This window comes from Mucilaginibacter sp. 22184 (assembly GCF_052045695.1).
GTDB lineage: Bacteria > Bacteroidota > Bacteroidia > Sphingobacteriales > Sphingobacteriaceae > Mucilaginibacter.
On sequence record NZ_JBQEPI010000003.1, the window covers coordinates 139,253 to 161,699 of the forward strand.

A 22,447-nucleotide genomic window follows, 5' to 3' on the forward strand; every position below is an offset into this window, starting at 1 on the left:
ACTTAGTTTTTAGGATATAAGCACATACGATGAAAAATATTACCGTAATAGGCTCAGGAACAATGGGCAATGGCATAGCGCACACTTTTGCCCAACATGGCTTTAAAGTGTCATTAGTTGATATTAATGCAGAAGCTTTGAATAAGGCTGTACAAACTATCACCAATAACCTTGATCGTCAATTAAAAAAAGGAACCATTAACGAACAGTTAAAAACCGACACGCTTGGTCGTATCAAAACCTTTACTGACCTGCCATCTGGAGCTGCAAATGCGGATCTTGTAATAGAGGCTGCTACCGAAAATCAGGAAATCAAACTGGAGCTATTTAAACAGCTCAGTAATATTTGTAGTGATAAAGTGATTCTTGCCTCCAATACATCATCCATATCCATTACACAAATTGCCGCGGTTACCAAAAATCCGGGCAATGTGATCGGTATGCACTTTATGAACCCGGTACCGATAATGAAGCTAGTAGAGGTGATCAGAGGCTACGCCACCACCGATGAGGTTACACAAACTGTGATGCAGCTATCCAAAGCTTTGGGTAAAGATCCGGTTGAGGTAAATGACTACCCAGGATTTGTAGCCAACCGCATCCTAATGCCGATGATTAACGAAGCTATTTATACGCTGTATGAAGGAGTTGCCGGGGTTGAAGAGATTGACACCGTAATGAAGTTGGGTATGGCCCACCCAATGGGGCCCTTACAATTGGCTGATTTTATTGGCCTTGATGTTTGCCTCGCCATTCTAAAAGTACTGTATACTGGTTTTGGCAATCAGAAATACGCGCCATGCCCCTTGCTGATGAACATGGTAACTGCAGGCCATCTGGGTGCAAAATCGGGTAGCGGTTTTTACAAGTATACAGCCGGCAGTAAGGAATTGATTATAGCCGACAAATTCACCAAAAATTCATTAAACCTATAATTATTCCAATGGTCTATAATCTGTAAATATTTCTAATTAAACCATTTTACAGATGAAAAAGATATTGAAAATAGGATTATTATTAGCTTTAACAGGCACTTTATTCAGCTCTTGTGCTGCCGATTATTATGTTGCAGAACGTCCGGTCGAACCCGTTTATGTACGTCCTGTAGCTCCATATGCCGGGGCATATTGGGTGCCCGGTGAATGGGCATGGCGCGGCGGAAGATATGCTTATATTAACGGCTACTATGTTCACCCGCGTCCTGGTCGTGTTTATGTGCAGGGATATTGGCACCCGGTTCATCGTGGCTATGCATGGCACAGAGGATATTGGAGATAAGCTACAAATATGTAGATGTGCAAATGATGGGTAAATAATCGTTTACTCATTTGCACATCTGCATACCCGCACATTTACACATCAAACTACATCCGCTCGGGTACGTCAATACCCAACAGGTTCATGGCCTTGCTAATCACTTTGGCCGATGATGCCGATAACTGCAAGCGGAACTGCTTTGATATCTCGTCCTCAGCTTGGATAATCGATTTTTCATGATAAAATTTATTGTACACCTTAGCCAATTCATAAACATAGTTGGCTATAACTGCTGGACTATAATCATTAGCCGCTGTATTGATCACATCAGGAAACTGATTTAGCAGCACAATCAAGTCACGTTCCACGCCGGCAAGTTCAGTTACCTCAATTTTGGTATTCACCTCATAATTTGCCCTGCTCAGTACCGATTTGATACGGGCGTGTGTATATTGAATAAATGGCCCGGTGTGCCCCTGAAAATCGACAGATTCATTGGGGTCAAACAGCAAGCGCTTCTTCGGATCAACCTTGAGCAGAAAATATTTGAGCGCACCCATGCCGATAGTATGATACAGCTGCAATTTATCAGCCTCGCTAAAACCATCAACTTTACCCATAGCCTCGGTTTGTTCTTTAGCGGTAGCTTCCATTTCGGCCATCAGGTCATCGGCATCAACTACGGTACCTTCACGAGACTTCATTTTTCCCGATGGCAGATCGACCATGCCGTATGACAGGTGAAACAAACCATCTGCCCCGGCTTTGCCTAATTTACGCAATATGAGGAATAGCACTTTAAAGTGATAGTCCTGTTCGTTACCAACCACGTAGATAGATTTATCCATATGGAAGTCGTTATATTTTAACTGGGCTGTACCCAAATCCTGGGTGATATAAACCGATGTACCGTCTGACCGTAGTACCAGTTTCTCATCGAGTCCATCGGACGTTAGATCTATCCAAACGGAACCATCGGTTTTTTTGAAGAAAACACCTTTTTCAAGCCCCTCTTCTATAATGTCTTTCCCTAAAAGATAAGTATTTGATTCGTAGTAATATTTGTCAAAATCAACACCCAGTTGTTTATAGGTTTCCGCGAAACCGGCATATACCCAACCATTCATGGTTTTCCACAGGTTGATCACCTCACTATCACCAGCCTCCCATTTTTGAAGCATTTGCTGGGCTTCTTTTATAACAGGGGCATTCTTTTTGGCCTCGTCTTCACTTTGGCCTTCGGCTTTCAGCTCTTCAATCTGGGTTTTATAGGCCTTATCAAAAAGCACATAGTATTTACCCACCAAATGGTCGCCCTTCATACCCGATGATTCCGGAGTTTCGCCATTGCCAAACATTTGCCAGGCCAACATGGATTTACAGATGTGAATACCACGATCATTCACCAGGTTTGCTTTTACTACTTCGTATCCAGCAGCGCCCAATATCTGCGCTACTGAATAACCTAAAAGGTTATTACGAATATGGCCCAGGTGTAGTGGCTTGTTGGTGTTTGGTGATGAGTATTCCACCATTACCTTTTGTCCGTTGGGCTTTGCAACAGCAAAATCGTCAGGTAGTATGCGGTTATATAATTGTCCTATCCAATACTCGTCAGTTACAGAAATATTCAGAAAACCTTTGATCACATTGAATGAGGCAATCTCCTTTACTTCATTTTTAAGATACTCACCTATCTCGGCGCCGGTTTGTTCGGGCCCTTTACGCGAAAATTTAGTAAAAGGGAATGTAACTATGGTTATTTGCCCTTCAAATTCTTTCCGGGTTTCCTGTAAACTTATAGCAGCCGGGGCTACATCTGTTTGATATAGTTGTTTTATTGCTTTAACAGCCGCCTCAATGATAAAATCCATTCGGCAAAATTAATTAAATTGCTAATATCCTTGTTATAATAAAATGTTGATTATTCTCAATAGATTTGCTCTTCTCATACCTATTTATGACACTTAAAAACAACGATTTTAAAATAGATGTAACCTCCGAAATAGGAACGCTCCGCACCCTACTCATCCATAGCCCCGATAGCGGCCTGGGTAAAGTAGTACCGTCAAAAGCTCAGGACTGGCTTTTTGAAGACATTGTGCACCTGGACACCATGCGTAAAAACGAATATGATTATTACGTAAAACTGTTGCTTTATTTCTTAGATCAGGATAAGATTAAAGGAAAACTGCACCAAGTTGATAATGATACCGAGCGCACGTTTTTTAAACCTGATAACCCTGGCTTTCATGCTTCGGGAAAAGTAATTGAGATACAAACTTTACTGGCTGATATTTTAAAACAAGCCGATATCCGCGAAAAACTGGTAGCATCGGTTTGCGCTATTGAAAGCTGCAATTATCGTTTGCAGCAGCAACTAATAGATACCGACCCTATTGAACTATCCAAAATTTTCATATCAGGTTCGTTAAGTACCGAAGAGATGATCTTTGCCCCTATACCTAACCTTATTTTTTCAAGGGATATTGGCATAGCCATCAACAATCATATGCTGTTGAATAAGCCTGCAAAAAAGGCCCGTTTCCGCGAAACGTTACTGGCGCGATACATATTTTTTAATCACCCATTATTTGCCGAATACCGCAACAACATTTTGGAGATACCAGAAACCGCCCAGCACTTTTTACGCCCCGGCGAAGACAATCTCGAAAAAACAACACTTGAAGGTGGTGATGTGATGATGGTAAGTCCGCAGCACCTGGTTATCGGTTGCAGCGAACGCACTTCTATCAGCGGTGCCAATGAGGCCATTAAACTCTTGTTTGATAACGATGTAGTTAAGAAAGTAACCATTGTAAAAATCCCTCACAAACGCGATTACATGCATATTGATACGGTTTTTACACAGGTTCGACGCGACACCTGGGTATTGCTGCGCTCACTGGCGGTGGCCGAAGCTCCTATCGAAGAACAGGAACCTATGTCCTGGTTTGCTGATAAAAAACAAAAGGAGCGGCCAGAAATTGTACAGTTTGAAAAAGATGAAAAGCCAAGATTATTTGCTTGCATTGAAGATCTGTTAGCCGATATCAGTGAAAATGATCTCAAAAGCGATAATAAAACAAAGTTCATTTATTCGGGCAATAACACTTTTCCGTTTGATGCACGCGAACAATGGACAGATTCCTGCAACCTGCTGGCTATAAAAGAAGGTGTGGTTTTAGGGTACGACCGTAATGATAAAACAGTTGAGGCTTTTAAACAAAATGGATTTGATGTGATCCGGGTGAACGATCTGCTGCAGAAATTTGAGTCGGGCGAGCTTGATCCGCAAAAACTGACCAACACTTTAATTTTAATGCCATCGGCAGAACTTTCAAGGGCCCGTGGTGGTTTCCATTGCATGAGCATGCCGCTTTTAAGGGATAAAATTGTCTGAATCAGAATTTACAGAATTAAAGGATTTACAGAAGAATACCATAATAATTCTGTTAATTTCCTAATTCTGTAAATTCTGATTCAGACAAAAATTTAAATAAAATGATCAACAATCAATCAACCAATAATATATTAATGATCAGGCCGGTAAGTTTCGGCTTTAACGAACAAACGGCGGGAAGTAATGCGTTTCAGAACCGTGAAGCAGATCAGCAGGCTGTTCAGGATAAAGCGCTAACCGAGTTTGACGGCTTTGTAAAAGTACTACGAGAAAATGGGGTAAAAGTTACTGTAATTGATGATACTCCCCAACCGCATACACCTGATTCTATCTTCCCGAATAACTGGGTATCTTTTCATGCCGATGGTCAGGTATTTTTATACCCGATGCAGGCCGAGAATCGCCGGTTGGAGCGCAGGGAAGATATCATTAGCAAACTGGAAGATCGTTTCAAGATAAATCACGTAATAGATTTAAGTCGTTTTGAGGATGAAAATAAATTCCTGGAAGGCACAGGCAGCATGGTGCTCGACAGGGAAAACAAAATCGCTTATGCCTGCCTTTCTCCCCGTACAGATAAAGAAGTATTTGGGTTGTTTTGTGAACAGGCAGAATATAGGGCCGTTAGTTTTGATGCAGTTGACGAACATGGAAAAGCCATTTACCATACGAATGTATTGATGTGTGTGGGTAGTAAATACGTGGTTATTTGTACTGATAGTATTCCTAATCCGCATGAAAAGATAGAAGTTCTGGAATCACTGCGATCAACCCAAAAAGAAATTATTGAAATATCATTTGAACAGATGAACCGCTTTGCAGGCAATATGCTGGAGGTAAAAAACAAGACTGATGAAACGTTGATAGTGATGTCGAAAAACGCGTTTGAAGCGCTTTTTGAAGAACAAAAAAGCACACTGCAAAAATATGGCAAACTGGTTTATGCTGATATCAATACTATTGAGACCAATGGAGGTGGCAGTGCCCGTTGCATGATGGCCGAGGTGCATTTGCCTGTTGCGGAATAATTGAAATATTTTTAACTACCGAATTAATTGCATCGTAAAACAACAAACATTTTTTTAATTTATAAACGGTGCCTTAATGGAGTTCGTGGTAAAATTTGAGGCTCAAAATGTTTGCGATTATAACTGGTTTTATCTCTCGCTATCTCCGCCGTTTTTATACGAGTTTCTTTTAATTGTAATTTCAATAGCTCGTCCTGTATCATTTGCACTTTAAAATACCAAAACATTCCTCCTGTCACAAACAGGAATATCCCAGCTGCGGTTAATGTTAAAGAAATCCAAAATTCCTTTGCGAGCTTTTTCTCGTAAAATTTTATAGCGTTATCTATATAGTATATCCTTGCGCTATTCACTTCTTTGATTTGAGATTCTAACTTTTTTAATGCTTTTTCAACCTGAGATACGATACCATTGGAGTTATTGTCAAATTCATTAAAAAAGCCCTCAAATTGATCTTGTTCTGCTTTCGATTGAATTTTATATTGTTTGAACGCAGCTATATTGACTGAAATTTTTGCCAGAACATTCGTGCTATCCCTATTTTCGTTAAACTTCTCTTTTATTTCAATGAATTTAACGGAGTCTTTATATCGAACATATTTAATTCCCCGCTTAATTGTTTGGAGAGAATCTATGCGATATGCAGTTGAACCACTGTTATAAGTATTTGAATGTTTATCATTATAATAGATTGAAAAAACAATTAATAATAACCCAAACATAAAAGCGAATTTATACAGGCTATCAGTTGGTAGTGGCAGGTTGAACATATGGGATAAAGTTTGGTTGCACAACTAATTTAACCAACTTATCATTAAATTCAAATAAACTGATTATCAATTTTTTGCTCTTAAAATATTAAGCTTAAAGCTCAATAACTGAACTTAACTAAAACATTACATTTAAACTATAAAAATTATCCCAACAATTAGCCGTTAATTCCGTTTAAAAATCACATTTTTGCCCCAAATTTTTTAAGGATGCAGAGTTACCAGGAATTTCTTGATTTGAGTGTAGGTTTCCCGCAGGATGGTTTTGAGATCATCGACGATGAACTATACTTTCAAGACCTTAATTTAATGGAGATGATCGAAACGTATGGCACACCGCTACGTTTTACTTATCTGCCCATGATAACCAAGAAAATACAACAGGCTAAGTTGTTGTTTCAGCAAGCTATCATCAAAAACAATTACCGCGGCAGTTACAAATACTGTTATTGTACCAAGAGTTCACATTTCAGGCACATTGTGGAAGAAGCGTTGAAAAACGAGATCCACCTGGAAACATCATCAGCTTTTGATATGCCGATGATCGATGCCCTGGAGAAAAAAGGAGCGGTAACTAAAGATATCACCGTAATATGCAACGGGTTTAAAACTTTTCAATATAAAACCTATATTATCGACATGCTGCATGATGGATTTAAAAACATCATTCCGGTACTGGATAATAAGGAAGAGTTTAATCTGTACGATGATGAGATTGAAATGGATACCCCTTGTAACCTGGGTATCCGTATAGCAGCTGAAGAGCAACCCGACTCCCAGTTTTATACCTCACGTTTAGGCGTACGTATGGAAGATGTGATCGACTTTTATCATAACAAGATCGAAGAAAATCCTAATTTCCAGGTAAAACTGTTACATTTCTTTATCAATTCCGGTATCTCTGATACTCCATACTACTGGAACGAATTGGAGAAATACGTAACCCTTTATTGCAAGTTCAAAAAAGTGAATCCACACCTGGATACACTGGACATTGGTGGTGGTATGCCATTCAAAGATTCGCTGGTATTTGATTTTGATTACGAGTATATGATCAATGAGATCGTAAGCCGTATCAAAGAGATCTGTGCTGATAACGATACCGTTGAACCCGATATTATTACCGAATTTGGCAAATACACCGTGGCAGAAGCTTCGGGCATTCTATATAAAGTATTAGGCCGGAAGCAACAAAACGACCGCGAAAGATGGTTGATGCTGGATGGTTCATTCATCACCAATTTACCCGATGTTTGGGCCCTGAATCAAAAATATATCCTGTTGCCTATTAACAACTGGGATTCGGAATATGAGCGTGTAAACCTTGGTGGTATTACCTGCGATGGCCAGGATTATTACAACCAGGAAGCCCACATGAACAGTGTTTTTATGCCTAAAACCCGTAAAGTACAATACCTGGGCTTTTTTAACACAGGTGCTTACCAGGAGGTATTAAGCGGATATGGTGGTATACACCATTGCTTACTCCCTTCGCCCAAACACGTGATCATTCGCCGCAACCGCGATGAAACATTCAACTTTGAGGTATTTGGCGAAGAGCAAAACAGCAAACAAGTACTGAAAATTCTGGGCTATACTACCTAACAGCTGGCAGTTAGCACAACATTAAATATGTTTTTAACTATAGCGATGGATCTAAATCCATCGCTATTTTTTTGACCATTGATAACTTTATCTGAATTACGATTTTCCGAATTAAAGTGTTATCCCCGTTTTTGATTAAATTGACGGGCGATTTTTCACTACTCACTACTCACTACTCACTACTCACTACTCACTAATAGCAACTGTTTCTGATCTTTTTCAATATATCGGGTGTTATATCTGATATGGCTTGTTGATATTTACCTTCATTATTGAGCTGGTACAGTGCGCCGCTTTGATCATTGTAGACATAGGAACATAAATTATGTTCTTCTCCGTCTTCATTTTTTCGCACATCTATTCTCAGGCCATCTGTCATATTTGATTTACCAGCGGATTCGGCTGGTACCGACCTGATCCAGTTAACCGTATAACTTATATTTTGCGATGATATCGATGCTGTGTTTTGTTTATAACTTTTGCTGGTCTGTATCACTTGCAGCAAGCACTTTACACAAGGAGCTGTCACCGTAGAAGTCCCATGTTGTTTTTGAGGATTATCGATTGCCCTATCCTTTTTCCCCTCCACCAGCACCATAGCCTTCGTAATTATTGGTTTTGGTTTGGCGTGTTCGCAAGCAGATAGTGCTATCATCATTATACAAAAACAAGTATTCCATATTAATATCCTCATGCCGGATCCGTCAGTTATTTATTGTATATACAGCAACGGAAGCTTTTTGTGTTAACCCGATGTAAACAACATTGGCCAAAAGCTGTAAAACCTTGCCATTTTAATTTAAACAAGTTATTTATTGCATTTAATGGACATGAACAGGCCCTGTTTTTTATAAAAATTTCTTAAAATTGTCTGATTTAATTTTCCCTTGCTGCTAAACATGCCTGCAGGACTTAATCATCACAACAATTTTTAAAAAACCGGGTTATACCTGGTATAATTTAACTCGAGCATACCCCTACAGGTATTATAAAAAAGATGGCTAATAGCGATAAAGTTTCAGAAACAAAGGTTGACGTAGTTTTAATTGGCGCGGGTATCATGAGCGCAACACTGGGGGTAATGCTTAAAGAACTGCAACCCGATTTAACTATTGAAATTTTTGAACGACTTGATGTTATAGCTGCCGAAAGCTCGGCCCCGATGAATAATGCGGGCACCGGTCACTCCGCCTTTTGCGAGTTGAATTATACCCCTGAGTTACCCGACGGAACAGTCGAAATAAAAAAAGCCATTAAAATTGCCGAGCAATTTGAGATCTCCAAAGAGTTCTGGTCATACCTCATCGAACAAAAATACATCCAATCGCCGGAAAGTTTTATTCGTAAGGTACCTCACATGAGCTTTGTTTGGGGGCCCGAAAACGTAAGCTATCTTAAAAAACGCCAGGAAGCACTGACCAAACACCATTTTTTTAAGGGGATGCTGTATTCTGAAGATAAAGCACAGCTTCAGCAATGGATCCCACTGGTGATGGAAGGACGTGACGAGAACGAAAAAGTTTCGGCCACATTTATGGGTTTAGGTACCGATGTAAACTTTGGCAGCTTAACCAGCAGCCTGCTTAATCAGCTTAAACAAAAAAATGGGGTTTCGCTAAGTCTGAACCACGATGTGCGCAACATTAAACGCAATCAGGATAATAGCTGGCAAATAACCGTAAAAGATAAAACAACAGGGCAAAAAAGAAAACTAACCTCCAGCTTTGTGTTTGTTGGCGCCGGAGGCGGCGCTTTGCCCCTGCTGCAAAAATCGGGCATTGCCGAAAGCAAGGGCTTTGGCGGCTTCCCGGTAAGCGGACAATGGCTGGTATGTAACAACCCGGATGTTGTTGCCCGCCATGAAGCCAAAGTATATGGTAAAGCATCTGTAGGATCGCCGCCAATGTCTGTACCGCACCTGGATACCCGGGTTATCAATGGTAAAAGAGAATTACTTTTTGGCCCGTACGCGGGATTTTCTACACGCTTCCTGAAGAAAGGTTCATTGCTTGATCTTTTCTGCTCTATCAAGTTAAATAACATATGGCCTTTACTTGCCGTAGGGCGCGACAACTGGCCGCTAACCAAATATCTTATCAGCCAGGTATTACAATCGCCTGCCGACCGTTTAAAAGCCCTTCAGGAGTACATGCCCACAGCCAAAGCCAACGAATGGGACCTGGACATAGCCGGTCAGCGTGTACAGGTAATTAAAAAAGACGCTCAACATGGCGGTGTACTTGAATTTGGAACCGAAGTAGTAACCTCTGCCGATGGCAGTATATCGGCCTTATTAGGAGCATCACCGGGTGCGTCAACTTCGGTACCTATCATGATACATCTGATAGAACGCTGTTTTAAGAATCATATTAAAACCGATGAGTGGCAACAAAAACTAAAAGAGATGATACCCTCATACGGACAGTCATTAGCTAATGATGAAGCGCTGAGCGAAGTTACCCGGGCCAGAACGAGCCGGGTATTAGGATTAGGACAGATTCCCTAACCAGGCATACCATTTTGTAAAAAAAGTGGGTTTACATGGTTTACACTTTTTATGGTTTACATTGTTATAAATAATTATCAATCAAATAGTTATATAAATTTTATTATCAAAAAGTGGGTTTACATGTAAACCCACTTTGGGGGCCTTCAAAGGAATCATGAGGAGGCTAGCCAAGCTTAATACCTCAGGGTATTCTGCGAGAGATTTCAGATTACCAGGGCCGGCACAAGTAAAACATTTGGCTTGGTTTAGTTTAACTTGTTAAAAGCCCTGTGATTTTGATTTCCTTTGTCAACAGTAAAGTTAATCGGCACCGAGTATTGAACCCTTACCGGGATTCCATAGAAATAGGCGGGCGACCATTTGGGGCACATTTTAATAACTCTGACAGCCTCATCATCAAGGCTTTTCTCTACTCCCCTAGCAACTTTAATACCCTGAAGGGAGCCGTCTTTTTCTACTACAAATGTTATGATTACCCTACCTTGTATTTTATGTTCTCTGGCGTATTGTGGATACCTTACATTCCTGGTTAAAAAATGTCCAAATGCGTCAATCCCACCCTCAAATTCTGGAATAACTTCTGTTGCTTTGAATTCGTATTGATGTCCGTTTTTAACAAAGCTCGTTCCCGAAGTTAAATTCCCCCTCAAATAGGTGCATCGGTAATCCACACTATCATTTAAACGACCAGTCCAGTTACCTTCCTTCAAGCCGTCGTTTACAAAACCCTGCTCAATAATTTGTTTAAAATCACTACTGTATTTGATCCATTTACCATTTCCATCTTCGGCCAATACCATTCCTGTAGAATCACTACATCCATTGAATGTAAAAGTGTCCTGGTGATAACTACCGGAAATATACATTTTACCATTAGGGTAATAGGTAATGGCAGCGCCTTCCAGATGACCATTTTCAAAATTACAGATCATTTTTTTTTGTCCATCTGGATAATATTCCAGGCAGGGACCCTGAAAAACGGCATAAGCAGCTATCTGAACCGTTGATAGCGCCCTTCGCTTTAATTTTCCATTTAGGTAAAAATCATTTATGGGGTAAAGGCTCCTGTCAATATTTGTATCAGGAGAGGTGATCATGCGTATAAAATCAGCGCTGTCTTTATTTTCTGCCATTACCGATCTTTCTACGTTATTATTCCACCCAACATTTTTCATGTATACCCAATCTGTATCGCGTTGGGCGCTTGCCTTTTCGGTGCAAAAAATGAATATAATCACAAGAAGGTAGAAAAAACTGCGCATGGCTCCGGCTATAGTATTAAAACTGAAATATACAAAAAGGAGCTATCAAATTAAAGAGCCATTTCTACTGAAAGCCCCCTGCAGTCATACCGCTATTTACAGCAGTTTCCTTCACCTTAAATTCGGCTGATTGGCCCAGCAGGGTAGTTTTGATAAGGAAGGGTATACGGATGCCGCCGTTGATGCCCTCATAATCGCCAAATTCAATTACCGAGTTTACGGAGCCTTCAACCACCTGCTTTATCTTCAAACCGGTTTTCTGATTATAAAAATTCCTGATCTGGGTTCCTTCTGCCAGGTTTATATCAATTTCATAAGCCAGATCGCCATTCACTATTTTAAGCGTGGAATCGAGTTCCATCGTGTAGCCCCCCTTTTCATATTCAAGTTCGGGGAAAGGTTTGCTCTTGGCTTTTATTATCTTTTTACCGGCTTCATCCAGCGGTATTTCGCGACTTAACTGTTGTACACTCACACGCTCGCCGTTTACCAAAACATGGGTTACAACCAAATTATTGTATGATGGCACGGTTATTTGCTGAAAATACATATCGGGTGCCCTGTACCGACTAACCATTTGCACTTCGGATCCCTGAATGGTACCTGTTGACGATATTTGCAGATCTTTAATATTTTTTAACTTTTCGGTTCCGCCTATAGCGTCAATATACGTTTTGATAACACTGGAAGCAGTTGTACCGGCCGGTACAGGCAAACCGCTGAATGAATTATTCTCGGGGTTAATATCAGGCAAAAGATGATCAGGGTCGACCACAGCCGAAACAATCTTTGAGGTCGATTTATAATGAAATGTCCAAAGCCCGCCACGCTGCCATATTTCGACAGGGAGTTTCACTATGGCGGTTTTACCATTTTCTTCTTTGATCTGTATGGTTATGGGCAGGGCCATCTCTTCCAGGTTTTCCAGGGTGATCAGGGCTCCTTTGGAGGCGTCGCCATCGGGATAAGTAATATCCCTTATACCCTGGTCGAGTTTCCAGGTGGTAAAAAACCATTCGTTCCAAAACCAGCTCAGATCCTCTCCCGCGGCATTATCCATGGTATGGAAAAAATCCCATGGTGTAGGATGTTTAAATGCCCAGCGTTTGATATAAGTTTTAAAGGCATAATCAAAACGTTGCTCGCCCAGAACCTGTTCACGCAGGATAGCAAGTCCCAGTGCCGGTTTACTATAAGCAGCTACTCCTAAAAAATTATCCTGGAGAACATCCGGTATCGTCATGATGGGCTCGGCATCGGGGCCAAACTGTTCTATAGCTGTTTTTTGTTCATCGGGTTTCACATAATATTCACCATTGTTAAACACTTTGGTATCTACATTATTTAAAAACGTATTAAAACCTTCGTCCATCCAGGCGTATTTACGCTCGTTTGACCCTACGATCATTGGGAACCAATTGTGGCCGAACTCATGATTCGTTACCGACCATAGATCACTACTTTTACTTTCGGAACTACAAAAAACGATGCCCGGGTATTCCATACCGCCAACGGTACCAGCCACATTGGTAGCTACGGGATAAGTATATTCAAACCACTGACTGGAGTACAGTTCAATAGCGCCTTTCACATATTCGGTTGAGCGGCTCCAGGCTTGCTTTCCCTTACTTTCAATCGGATAAACTGACTGCGCCAGCGCTTTCTTCCCACCAGACAGATTAATGCGCGCTGCATCCCATATAAATGCTTTTGAAGCAGCCCAGGCCACATCACGCGCATTTTTGCATAGAAAGTGCCAGGTAAGATTTGGCTTTTTAGGATAATCATCTTTTCGCAAAACATCTGCGGAGTCTTTGATCATGATGGTTTTATCGCTGTTGCGGGCTTCGGCCAAACGTTTCAGTGTAGTTGGGGAATATACTTCGTTGGGATTAAGTAATTCGCCCGATCCCACTACTAACAGACTGGCCGGAGCTGTAATTGTATAATCAAAATTGCCATATTCCAGGTAAAACTCCCCGGCTCCAAGGTATGGCAGGGTATTCCATCCGCTCACGTCGTCATAAACTTCCATACGGGGATACCATTGTGCCAATTCATATATCCAGCCATTTTTAGTAAGCAGGCGCCCCATCCTATCAGTTCCGTATTGGGGAATATCAAACCCATACTCAATCCTGATCTGCAGTTTACTCCCATCGGCACGTAAAGAATCTTTCAGCTTTATTTGCAAACGCGTATCGGTCACCAGATAATCTGCTTTTTCGGTTTTGCCATTTTTAGTGATGAATATGGCTTTTATCTCATCGCCTTTGGTATAAGTACGATTGTTAAACCGGCCGCCGGTTATTGGGCTGGTAGCTTCGGCCCTTGAATCTTCCCGGTAAATATTTTGCTCTACCTGCAGCCACAAAAAACCCAGTGCATCGGGGCTGTTATTGGTATAGGTGATCAGCGCGGTACCGTCAATCCGATGTTTCAGCGTATCTAAAGTAACATTCAGTTTATAATCTGCCTTATTTTGCCAGTATTTGGAGCCCGGTGCCCCACCGGCGTTCCTGAACGCGTTACCTTTTTCGGGATAGAAATTAGGGTTGAATACTTTGTGCTGATCGTATTTTACAGCAGGCTGGTCGGTATTTTGCGCATATCCTTTAAAGGTTATGGCACACAGCAGTATACAAAGCGTTAGGCTATAAGGCTTCATGTAGGTGATTTATCATAAATGAACGCCAATATATCAAAATTATGATGATGCCCTTATGACAATTGGGCCGTTATAACATATTTTAACATATCATTACTGTTACATGCTTCTTAAAGACTAATATGCTTCCCTAAAAACAGTGTGTAACCATTATCTATTTTTTATATTTTTGCGGATGATTGCGAGCACGCAAAACCGCCGCTCCGAATCACATTCCTAATAAATGGATATATCAGTAGTAGTACCACTTTATGACGAAATAGAATCATTACCAGAGCTAACCTCATGGATAAGCCGGGTAATGGACGAAAACCGTTTTACTTACGAGATTGTGCTAATTGATGATGGCAGTAAAGATGGCTCATGGGAAATGATCAGGAAACTGCAGCTGAACAACCCTTTTATAAAGGGCATTAAGTTTAGGCGCAATTATGGTAAATCGGCGGCGTTGAATACGGGTTTTGAAGCCGCCAATGGCAATGTGATTATCACTATGGATGCCGATTTGCAGGATAGCCCCGATGAGATTCCGGAACTGTACCGCCGCATTACTGAAGAAAACTATGATCTGGTATCGGGCTGGAAAGCCAAACGGTATGATCCGCTGAGTAAAACCATCCCCACCAAGCTATTTAACGCGGCAACCCGCAAAATGAGTGGTATTGATAACCTGCATGATTTTAACTGCGGCTTAAAAGCTTATCGTAAAGCTGTAGTTAAAAACATTGAGGTTTACGGCGAAATGCACCGCTATATACCCGTACTGGCCAAATGGGCTGGCTTTACCAAAATAGGCGAACAGGTGGTTGAGCATCGCGCACGCAAATACGGTAAAACCAAATTTGGCATGAGCCGTTTTGTTAATGGTTTTCTGGATCTGCTCTCGATATTTTTTGTAGGTAAATTTGGCAAACGCCCGATGCACTTTTTTGGCACTATGGGCACACTGAGCTTTTTTGCAGGATTGATCATTGCCATATGGCTCATCAGCGAAAAGCTATATAATTTGGCCCATAATATAACTGTACGCCAACCAACTGATAATCCGTGGTTTTATATAGCTATAGTAGCCATTATTTTAGGTTCCCAATTATTTTTAACCGGCTTTGTTGCCGAGCTGGTTTCCAGAAACTCAAGCGAACGCAATAATTACCAGATAGAAGAGATAATATAATTGAAGAAACAAGAATAAAGAGCCAAGAATCAGGACATTTTTTATTCTTATTTCTTGATTCTTGGCTCTTGTTTCTTGACTCTATTTTAAAACATGTTTTTTTCCATCATCATTCCTTTATATAATCGCCCGCAGGAGATCAAAGAACTGCTGGAAACCCTGGTGTTGCAAACCTACAGGAACTTTGAAGTTTTGGTGATAGAGGATGGTTCTGTTCAGGATGCCGAAGCCATAGCCAACAGTTTTATGGGTTCGCTTAACTTACGTTATTTCAAAAAGCTCAATGAAGGTCAGGGTTTTACCCGTAATTTTGGTTTTGAGCGCGCCAAAGGCGACTACTTTATCATTTTTGATTCTGACTGCCTGATCCCTGCTGATTATCTCGAAATTGTAAATAACTCACTTACCACCAACTACCTGGATGCCTACGGCGGCCCGGATGGTGCACACAGTTCATTTACACCCACACAAAAGGCTATCAGCTACTCCATGACCTCTCCTTTTACAACAGGCGGTATAAGGGGCAATAAAAAAGCTATCGGACAATTTCATCCGCGCAGTTTTAACATGGGTATATCGCGCCAGGTATGGGAAAAAGCAGGCGGATTTATCATTACCCGCCTGGGCGAGGATATTGAATACAGTATCCGCATTCATTCGCTGGGCTTTAAAATAGGCTTGATACCCGATGCTATAGTTTATCATAAACGGCGAACCAACTTTTCACAGTTTTATAAACAGCTTCATTTTTTTGGCAGGGCCCGTATCAATATTTATAAATTCTTTCCAAAGGAGTTAAAAGCAGTGCACTTTTTTCCGGCGGTATTTACTATTGGGGTTATACTTACGCTTATTTTTAACCTGTTAGGTTGGCAAATAGCCCTATTGAGTAACCTGGTATTAGCAGTTTACATTTTGTTAATATTTTTTCATGCCTGGTGGAAAAATAAATCATTAAAAATTGCATTTTTGAGCATTATAGCCGCCTTCACCCAACTTATTGCCTACGGGTTAGGATTTATGCAGGATTTTTGGAAGCGTGTAATTTTTAACAGATCATAAGAACCTATGTACCACCCATTTTCTGTTGCAGAAACCATTAAAACTGCATGGAATGTATTAAAGAAAAACTTCGCTACAATTACAGTATACTCGGTAATTGCCTTCGCTATCGTTTTTATTTCCGGGTTCCTGGTGTTTTACTTTGACGATGATGCTGTAGTTAGTTCGGTTGGCTTTATTGTTTTATTGGTCGAGATCACATTTATTTTTTTAGCATTTATAAAGCTGGGGTTCAAACTCATGGACAAAGCTTATTATGATTTTGATTTTAGCGAGATCATCCCTAAGTTCAGAATGCTTGTAAGCTATTTAACTTTATTGGTATTGGTAAGTACGCTCGCGGTTCTGGTTACCCACCTGATTGAAAATATCAATGTGCTTAACGTCAAAAACTTTCTCAACTTTATTCTCGGCTTAATTGTACAGTTCTTCTTCCTGTTTTATTTCCCCATATGCACCTGCTTTATTGTAGATGATGCATCCGGTCCTCTTGAATCCTTAGCCCAGAGTTTTCACTTAATCAGGGGGAATTTTTTTAAATATTTCTTAATATTTTTAGTGATAGAAGCACTTATGATACTGGGCGCTATAACTGTTGTAGGGTTAATATTGGTTATTCCATTTGTAAATATCATATTGATAGTGGCTTACCGCAAACTGGTTTACAGCCACCTTGATGTGGATGATGATATTGCCGAAACTAATTAGCACATGGGACTAAAATCTGCACTAAGCAAGGTATTTGCAGCCGCAGTGAACCGGCAGCTAAACAAGCTGCGCAAAAACGCCATAGCACTGCAGCAAGATACTTTTTCCGATCTGGTAGATGCAGCCAAAGACACTGCTTTTGGTCGCGAACACCGTTTTGCTGACATCAATAACTATAACGATTTTAAACGTAACGTACCTATACATGATTATGAGGACCTGCGCCCTTATATTGATCGTGTTGTTAATGGAGAAGAAAATGTACTGTGGCCCGGAAAACCCGCTTATCTGGCCAAAACATCGGGTACCACATCGGGTGTAAAATACATCCCGATATCCAGGGAAAGTATGCCCGAGCATATCAAAGCAGCGCGCAACGCCTTGTTGAGCTATATTCATGAAACCGGCAATGCCAATTTTGTGGATGGCAAAATGATATTTTTACAAGGCAGTCCTATACTTACAGTAAAAGCAGGTATATCAACCGGCAGACTGTCAGGCATTGTAGCCCATCACGTACCCGCCTATCTGCAAAAAAACCGCCTTCCCAGCTATGAAACTAATTGCATTGAGGATTGGGAGCAAAAAGTTGATGCCATAGTAGAAGAAACTTTCAACCAGGATATGCGCCTCATATCGGGCATACCACCCTGGTGCCAGATGTATTTTGACAGGCTATCTGCCAAAGCCGGTGGCAAAAAAGTAAAGGATATATTCCCCAACTTTAAACTGTATGTGCATGGCGGCGTAAATTTCGAACCGTATCGTGCCCGCATGGAAGAAAGCATCGGCGCAAAGATAGATGCTATTGAAACCTACCCTGCATCCGAAGGTTTTATCGCCTTCCAGGATTCGCAGAAAGAAAAAGGGCTATTGCTGCTTGTTGACTCGGGTATATTTTATGAGTTTATCCCATCCGAAGAATATTTCAATGAAAACCCTACCCGCATTAATCTGAAGGATATTGAGCTGGATAAAAACTATGCACTTATCATGAATACCAGCGCGGGTTTATGGGGTTATAGTCTGGGCGACACCATTAAGTTTGTATCAAAAAACCCTTACCGGATAGTTGTAACAGGCCGTATCAAACATTACATATCGGCTTTTGGCGAACATGTGATAGGAGAGGAAGTAGAACAATCATTAATGACAGTAGCGCAGCAGGAAGGTGTTGATGTGGTGGAATTTACTGTAGCTCCGCAGGTTAATCCGCAGCCAGGACAACTGCCCTACCATGAATGGTTCGTTGAATTTGGTGCTGCTCCGGCTGATTTAAAAGCCTTTGCGCTTAAAGTAGATAAAGCTTTACAAAAGAAAAATATTTACTATTTTGACCTCATTGAAGGTAACATTTTACAACCACTGATCATCCAAAGCCTGCAGAAGGACGCGTTTATTAATTATATGCGTTCTCAAGGGAAACTTGGGGGACAAAATAAAGTACCGCGATTAGCCAACGACAGGAAGATTGCCGACGTATTGAAAGAATACGCTATATAATAAGTAAATTTGACATTGTTCAGTTAAACAGTTTCATCAAACAACCGTTCATCTGAATAAAAATTGAAACAAGATATATCATTGATTAATCATATAAAAAACATTGCCATTCTTGGCTCTACGGGAAGTATAGGTACGCAAACGCTGGAGGTAATCAGGAGCAATAGCAATTTGTTCAGGGCATTTTTACTCACCGCGCATTCCAATGCCGATCTGCTTATCCAACAAGCTATTGAATTCAAGCCTGAGTACGTCATTATTTGCGACGAAGGTAAATATCAGCATGTTAAAACATCTCTTGCGCATTTACCGGTTAAAGTATTGGCTGGTCATCAGGCCATTGTTGATACAGTAACCCATCCGGATATTACAATAGTGCTAACGGCCATGGTTGGCTTTGCCGGTCTTGAACCTACCATTGCTGCCATAAAGGCTGATAAAGATATAGCTCTGGCTAATAAAGAAACTCTGGTAGTGGCAGGCGAACTGATAACCGGACTGGCCAAACAACACAACGTAAGGATTTTACCAGTCGACTCAGAACATTCGGCCATATTTCAATGCCTTGCCGGCGAAGAGCATAACCCGGTTGAAAAACTAATACTTACCGCCTCGGGTGGGCCATTCCGCGGGCGCGATCTTGATTTTTTGGCTCATGTAACGCCACAAGACGCGCTTAAACACCCCAACTGGGTAATGGGAGCCAAAATCACTATCGATTCGGCCTCGCTCATGAATAAGGGACTGGAAGTGATAGAGGCCCGGTGGCTGTTTGATGTAGAGGCCGATCAGATCGATGTGATCATTCATCCACAATCTATCATCCACTCTATGGCTCAGTTTAAGGATGGCTCCATCAAAGCGCAAATGGGTTTACCCGATATGAAACTGCCCATCCAATACGCCTTAACTTATCCAAACAGAATAAAAAACGATTTTAAGCGGTTTAACTTTACCGACTACCCCACCCTTACATTCGAAAAACCAGATCTCGATACTTTTCGTAATCTTAGTTTAGCTTATACCGCGTTAAAACAAGGCGGTAATATGCCATGCATTATCAATGCGGCAAACGAAGTAGTAGTTGCAGGCTTTTTAAGCCAGTCTGTCAGCTTTTTAGCTATGAGCACAATTATTGAGGAGTGCATGCAAAAGATAAATTTTATAAAGCAACCAACCTTAACCGATTATTTGAATACTGATAAAGAAACACGCATCTTTGCGCAAAATTTAATAGAAAAAATGCCGGTAAAGGCAATACAATTTTAATATACATAAAACTAGATAATGAGTATAGTGATCATGGTGGGCCAGCTCATATTGGGCCTTTCAATTTTAATAATCCTGCATGAGCTGGGACATTTTTTAGCAGCGCGTGCATTCGGTATCAAGGTCGAAAAATTCTACCTGTTTTTTGATGCCTGGAACATAAGCCTTTTTAAATTTACCTATAAAGGAGTTGAATACGGTATTGGCTGGCTACCTCTGGGGGGCTATGTTAAAATTGCCGGTATGATAGATGAATCAATGGATACTGATCAGCTTGCGGGCCCTCCGCAACCCTGGGAGTTCCGTTCAAAACCAGCCTGGCAGCGTTTAATTGTAATGCTTGGAGGTGTTACTGTAAACATTATCCTGGGTGTATTGATATTCTGGGTGCTCACCATGCGTTTTGGCGATAGCTATATCCCTAACTCAAGTGCCAAATACGGTATTGTTCCCGGCGAGATAGGTAAAAAGATAGGTCTTGTAGCTGGCGATAAAATTATAAAGATCAACGGCAAAGATGTTAAACGCTTTGACGACCTAACCAGCACTAAAGTATTATTGGAAAACACCGTGTTTACTATAAAGCGCGGATCCGAAACTGTAAGCGTTACTATACCGCGTACCATTTTGAATGATCTATCTGATCACAACATTGAGGAGTTTATCAGCAGAATTCCCCGCAGTAAGTTCATTGTAGACTCTGTATTACCCAAAAGCAATGCACAAAAAGCTGGTCTGGCCAAGGGTGACAGCATTGTAGCTATCAATAACCAGCCTATCGCTTTTTACGACGAGCTGAAAACTGAATTATTTAAAGACAAAGGCAAAACGGTTGACCTGGGGGTAAAACGTAACAACCAGGTGATCACTTTAAAAGCACAGGTAACCACCGATGGAACCCTTGGTTTTGCTCAGTCAAAAAACGACCTGCCCGAAGTAAAAACCATTTACTACGGTTTCTTTGGTTCATTGCCGGTAGGTGCTTCAAGGGCCTGGGGACAATTTGCCGACAATGCTAAAGGCCTGGGCAAAATATTCAAAGGTGATGTTAAGCTCAACAAGGCAGTAAGTGGCCCTGTTGCTATAGCCAATCTATTCGGCAGCCATATCGATTGGGTACGTTTCTGGAGTTTGGTTGGCTTTTTATCTATGGCATTGGCTATGATGAACCTGTTACCCATCCCGGCGCTTGACGGTGGCCATGCCGTATTCCTGATCATCGAGATGATCAAAGGCAAAGCACTAAGCGATAAGTTCCTGGAACGTGCTCAAATTGTTGGTTTTGTTATACTGGTTACGCTTATGGTTTTTGTTTTTGGCAACGATATAGTGAAAATCATCGTCAAAAAATAAGCCATTTAACTCATCATATTTACAGCCCTGGAAAATTGATTTCCGGGGCTTTTTTGTTACCATACTCATCCTTTTGAGCAATTTAGTAAAACAGCCATTACGCTAACTTTACCTTACACAATTTTTTATAAGCTTTAAAAGCGTACCTTCGCGCAATTATTTTCCTGAAAAGAGGCATACTTCCATTTGCTTAACTATTCAACGACAATAAATACTTATTAATCAATACAATGAAAAAAATTGTCGACTATCGCAAGCTTTTGGGTGTAACTGAGGCTGCCGAACTGCAGGAATTAAAAACAACATACCGCAGCCTGATGAAGGCCTGGCACCCGGATAAATTTCAGGACAGCCCGGAAAGTAAACTCGAAGCCGAAGAAAAAAGCAAGACCATTATTGAAGCTTATCATTTCCTGGTGAGTATCGCCCCGGAAACCCGCGAACAATCATTTGCCGAGTACACCATTACCACAACTACCTCAAACATAGCCGATTTTGATTACAAATCACAAGTATTGAAGATCAGTTTTCTGGATGGAAATACTTACGAGTATTTTGATGTACCCAAGGCGGTTTATATCAAACTGATCAACGCCGACTCTCCCGGACGTTTTGCCCGCAGACATATTTATAACAACTATGTTTACCGGAGCATCAGTAAATTGGTAGCAACAGCTTAGTCTATCAGGCAAAAACTTTTTAAAGCTTAAATTTTAACAATTTTTAGATTAAAAATGGGGCAAAACGGCTTCGTTTTTATCAGTTTTAATAACGTTTCAATGCGTTTTAACACTTTTTAACAAATTTTTGGCTGGCTTTGAAAAGTTTAAAAAGTATTAATTTAACAACACACTAAATGGGCAATTTTTGAGCCGG

The 22,447-nt window shown here is 40.9% G+C and carries 18 protein-coding genes; 13 read left to right on the plus strand and 5 right to left on the minus strand.

Going from position 1 to position 22,447, the window contains the following annotated elements; genetic code table 11:
- The first annotated feature begins 29 nt into the window (after positions 1-29).
- A complete protein-coding gene (locus ACTJKG_RS08060) occupies positions 30-935 on the plus strand; it encodes a 3-hydroxyacyl-CoA dehydrogenase family protein (RefSeq protein WP_440738902.1) in 906 nt (301 codons plus the stop codon).
- A 52-nt stretch (positions 936-987) separates the two neighbouring features.
- Positions 988-1,278, plus strand: a complete 291-nt coding sequence (locus tag ACTJKG_RS08065) for a YXWGXW repeat-containing protein (RefSeq protein WP_172335321.1) — start codon at positions 988-990, stop codon at positions 1,276-1,278.
- 86 nt (positions 1,279-1,364) lie between these two features.
- On the opposite strand, the gene argS is transcribed toward ACTJKG_RS08065, so the two are convergent.
- On the minus strand, positions 1,365-3,131 hold the full coding sequence (argS, locus tag ACTJKG_RS08070; RefSeq protein ID WP_440738903.1) for an arginine--tRNA ligase: 1,767 nt from the start codon (positions 3,129-3,131) through the stop codon (positions 1,365-1,367).
- Between the two features lie 86 nt (positions 3,132-3,217).
- Here argS and ACTJKG_RS08075 point away from each other — a divergent pair, with 86 nt between their 5' ends.
- Positions 3,218-4,660, plus strand: coding sequence for an arginine deiminase family protein (locus tag ACTJKG_RS08075; protein WP_440738904.1), 1,443 nt, complete (start codon positions 3,218-3,220; stop codon positions 4,658-4,660).
- A 101-nt stretch (positions 4,661-4,761) separates the two neighbouring features.
- Positions 4,762-5,688, plus strand: a complete 927-nt coding sequence (ctlX, locus tag ACTJKG_RS08080) for a citrulline utilization hydrolase CtlX (RefSeq protein WP_440738905.1) — start codon at positions 4,762-4,764, stop codon at positions 5,686-5,688.
- Positions 5,689-5,747: 59 nt separating this feature from the next.
- On the opposite strand, the gene ACTJKG_RS08085 is transcribed toward ctlX, so the two are convergent.
- Positions 5,748-6,458 (minus strand): hypothetical protein, encoded by a 711-nt coding sequence (locus tag ACTJKG_RS08085; protein WP_440738906.1) that lies wholly within the window; start codon positions 6,456-6,458, stop codon positions 5,748-5,750.
- A gap of 210 nt (positions 6,459-6,668) precedes the next feature.
- On the opposite strand from ACTJKG_RS08085, the gene ACTJKG_RS08090 reads away from it, so the two are divergent.
- Positions 6,669-8,063, plus strand: a complete 1,395-nt coding sequence (locus ACTJKG_RS08090) for an arginine decarboxylase (protein ID WP_166094420.1) — start codon at positions 6,669-6,671, stop codon at positions 8,061-8,063.
- A 193-nt stretch (positions 8,064-8,256) separates the two neighbouring features.
- Here ACTJKG_RS08090 and ACTJKG_RS08095 read toward each other — a convergent pair whose 3' ends face one another.
- Positions 8,257-8,721 (minus strand): hypothetical protein, encoded by a 465-nt coding sequence (locus ACTJKG_RS08095; RefSeq protein WP_172334945.1) that lies wholly within the window; start codon positions 8,719-8,721, stop codon positions 8,257-8,259.
- A 339-nt stretch (positions 8,722-9,060) separates the two neighbouring features.
- Between ACTJKG_RS08095 and ACTJKG_RS08100 the strand changes: the two genes are divergently transcribed.
- The gene (locus ACTJKG_RS08100; RefSeq protein ID WP_172334946.1) at positions 9,061-10,569 is read left to right on the plus strand and encodes a malate:quinone oxidoreductase; all 1,509 of its coding nucleotides are present in this window, start codon (positions 9,061-9,063) and stop codon (positions 10,567-10,569) included.
- A 248-nt stretch (positions 10,570-10,817) separates the two neighbouring features.
- On the opposite strand, the gene ACTJKG_RS08105 is transcribed toward ACTJKG_RS08100, so the two are convergent.
- Positions 10,818-11,747: a TonB family protein gene (locus ACTJKG_RS08105; protein WP_440738907.1), complete on the minus strand. Its 930-nt coding sequence runs from the start codon at positions 11,745-11,747 to the stop codon at positions 10,818-10,820.
- A 151-nt stretch (positions 11,748-11,898) separates the two neighbouring features.
- On the minus strand, positions 11,899-14,502 hold the full coding sequence (locus ACTJKG_RS08110) for a M1 family metallopeptidase (RefSeq protein WP_440738908.1): 2,604 nt from the start codon (positions 14,500-14,502) through the stop codon (positions 11,899-11,901).
- Positions 14,503-14,725: 223 nt separating this feature from the next.
- Between ACTJKG_RS08110 and ACTJKG_RS08115 the strand changes: the two genes are divergently transcribed.
- The 7 genes from ACTJKG_RS08115 (at position 14,726) to ACTJKG_RS08145 (ending at position 22,251) form a co-directional block, all read left to right on the plus strand.
- Entirely contained in the window at positions 14,726-15,676 is a 951-nt protein-coding gene (locus ACTJKG_RS08115; protein WP_172334949.1) for a glycosyltransferase family 2 protein, read from the plus strand.
- Between the two features lie 93 nt (positions 15,677-15,769).
- On the plus strand, positions 15,770-16,738 hold the full coding sequence (locus ACTJKG_RS08120; RefSeq protein ID WP_172334950.1) for a glycosyltransferase: 969 nt from the start codon (positions 15,770-15,772) through the stop codon (positions 16,736-16,738).
- 6 nt (positions 16,739-16,744) lie between these two features.
- On the plus strand, positions 16,745-17,446 hold the full coding sequence (locus ACTJKG_RS08125) for a hypothetical protein (protein WP_172334951.1): 702 nt from the start codon (positions 16,745-16,747) through the stop codon (positions 17,444-17,446).
- A 3-nt stretch (positions 17,447-17,449) separates the two neighbouring features.
- A complete protein-coding gene (locus tag ACTJKG_RS08130; RefSeq protein WP_440738909.1) occupies positions 17,450-18,949 on the plus strand; it encodes a GH3 auxin-responsive promoter family protein in 1,500 nt (499 codons plus the stop codon).
- Between the two features lie 93 nt (positions 18,950-19,042).
- Positions 19,043-20,218: a 1-deoxy-D-xylulose-5-phosphate reductoisomerase gene (locus ACTJKG_RS08135; protein WP_172335323.1), complete on the plus strand. Its 1,176-nt coding sequence runs from the start codon at positions 19,043-19,045 to the stop codon at positions 20,216-20,218.
- Between the two features lie 18 nt (positions 20,219-20,236).
- Positions 20,237-21,571 (plus strand): RIP metalloprotease RseP, encoded by a 1,335-nt coding sequence (gene rseP, locus ACTJKG_RS08140; protein WP_440738910.1) that lies wholly within the window; start codon positions 20,237-20,239, stop codon positions 21,569-21,571.
- A gap of 230 nt (positions 21,572-21,801) precedes the next feature.
- The gene (locus ACTJKG_RS08145) at positions 21,802-22,251 is read left to right on the plus strand and encodes a KTSC domain-containing protein (protein ID WP_172334954.1); all 450 of its coding nucleotides are present in this window, start codon (positions 21,802-21,804) and stop codon (positions 22,249-22,251) included.
- The last annotated feature ends 196 nt before the right edge of the window (positions 22,252-22,447 follow it).